Genomic DNA, 1,857 nt, shown 5'->3' with positions numbered 1-1,857 from the left:
CGGCCCACAGCCCGAGGATGTCGCGGGTGCCCTCGGCGGTGACCGCCAGAGCAACGTAGATCGGCCGGTTGGCGACCTTCCCGTCGCGGATCTTGGTTCTGTCGTCGATCTTGTGATGGTCATCGGGCGAGGAGAACGCGTTTGCGGAGCAGGGCGAGACCGGCGCGGCCGAACATCTGCCGCTTGATCATCTTGAGGCGGTTGATGCTGCCTTCGACCGGTCCCGAGCTTTGTGGCAAGGTCAGGCCGTTGCGGATCGCGTCGATGTCGCGGCGTAGGTTGCGGGCGAAGCCGGCCAGTGGTGCCAGGTTGTCTTTCTCGACAGTGGTGATCCAGTCGTCGAGGCGGTCGCCGTGGCGGCCGGTCATCATCACCGCGAAGGCTCGGACGTGTTTGACCAGGCGATTCAGGTCGTGGTCACGGTTGCGGATGTCGCGTAGTTTCGCGGCGTCGCGGGTATCGACCCGGTCGGGGTGGGTCATGATCCAGGAGGTGACCTGCCGGACTGTGGGTGGCTTCGGTCCCGGATCGGCGGCGTGGCCGAGACCTTTGCGGAAGGTGCGCAGGTAGCGTTGAACAGCGAGTTCTCCTCCGGGATAGCCCTGTTGCTGGATCTCGCGGAATAGTTGGGTGGCGTTGCGTTCGCCTTCGTTCCAGCGTTGGTGCAGGTAGCCGGTGAACGGGTCGACCACGTGGGTCCGCTGTTCGGTGATCGCAGTCAGGTCGTCGGCGCTGCGAGCGTTGGCGAACTTTCGGACCGTGGCTGGATGCAGGCCGAGTTTGCGGCCGATCGCCGCTTTGGACATGCCCTGAGCAGCCAGTTCCTGCACGGCGGTGTAGTTCTCCCGCAGCCGCATGATGATCTTCTTTTCGGGCGGTGGCTGCACCGCCTTTGGCGCGGTGGCGTCGGCCGGCGGTGGTGCGGGTGCCGCGAGAGCGGTTCGGTGCAGGTTGATCGTCTTCTCGACCGCCTGTCCCAGGTTCTGCCAGAGATGGAAGCGGTCGGCGACCTGCACCGCGTCCGGGGCTCCTTGGCGGGCTCCTTCGCCATACCCGCCGGCACGGTCCCGGCAGATGATCTCGACGCCGGGGTGTTGCTTCAGCCAGGCGGCGAGGCTGTCACCGTCGCGGCCGTCGAACATCTCGATCGGGCGGTGGGTGTCCATGTCGATGAGCACGGTGCCGTAATGGCGCCCGCGCCGGAACGCGAAATCATCGACGCCGAGGACTTTTACCGTAGATACTTTCGGATCGGGCAGCGCTTTGACCAGTCGTAACAGTGTGTCTCGACCGGCAGGCATCCCGAGTGCCGAGGCCAGGCGGGTTCCAGCCCGGCCGGCGAGGGCCAGACCGATCTCCGTCAGCAGTCCTCGGAGCCCCGGCGTGAGCCGGGCGTGCGGAGCGGTCACTCCGTCGACCTGCTCGGCGAAGGTCATCACAGCGCAGCCAGGGCTGTCACAGCGGAACCGCCGAACCTGCAATTGGAGTACCAGTTTCGCCCCGCCGACCGTGACGTCGCGTAATCGTCGCTGGTAGCGACCGTGGATCCGAGCGGACGGCTGTCGGCAATCGCGACAGCGGGCGGTCGAGGACCGGACTCGAGCGGACAACACAACGCCGTCGTCCCCGAACTCAACCTCATCGAGCAGCAGGTCAGCGAGATGAGGCAGCAGTTGCTCCACAAGCGAACACGCCCGCCATGATCAACGGTCACGGATCACCTCGCTGCGACTGTCCACATCACAAGATCGGCGACAGAACCCGGATCTTGACGTTGATCGCGTCCAGGAACACGACCGGGTAGACCCGGTCGAGGGGCCGGTTCTGCCACTCGCCCATGCCGGCCACGACCTTGTC

The 1,857-nt window shown here is 65.7% G+C and carries 1 protein-coding gene and 2 pseudogenes; all 3 read right to left on the bottom strand.

Annotated features, from left to right (window positions below):
* Nucleotides 1-100 (bottom strand): annotated as a pseudogene (locus tag AB0M08_RS47435) (transposase); the annotation flags it as partial.
* Nucleotides 101-119: 19 nt separating this feature from the next.
* Nucleotides 120-1,682, bottom strand: coding sequence for an ISL3 family transposase (locus AB0M08_RS47430; protein ID WP_364508935.1), 1,563 nt, complete (start codon nucleotides 1,680-1,682; stop codon nucleotides 120-122).
* Between the two features lie 79 nt (nucleotides 1,683-1,761).
* Nucleotides 1,762-1,857, bottom strand: a pseudogene (locus AB0M08_RS47425) (transposase); the annotation flags it as partial.

This window comes from Actinoplanes sp. NPDC051851 (genome assembly GCF_040681165.1).
Taxonomy (GTDB): Bacteria; Actinomycetota; Actinomycetes; order Mycobacteriales; family Micromonosporaceae; genus Actinoplanes.
Note: the sequence above shows the minus strand (reverse complement) of the source record. Positions and strands in the feature narration are given on the sequence as shown.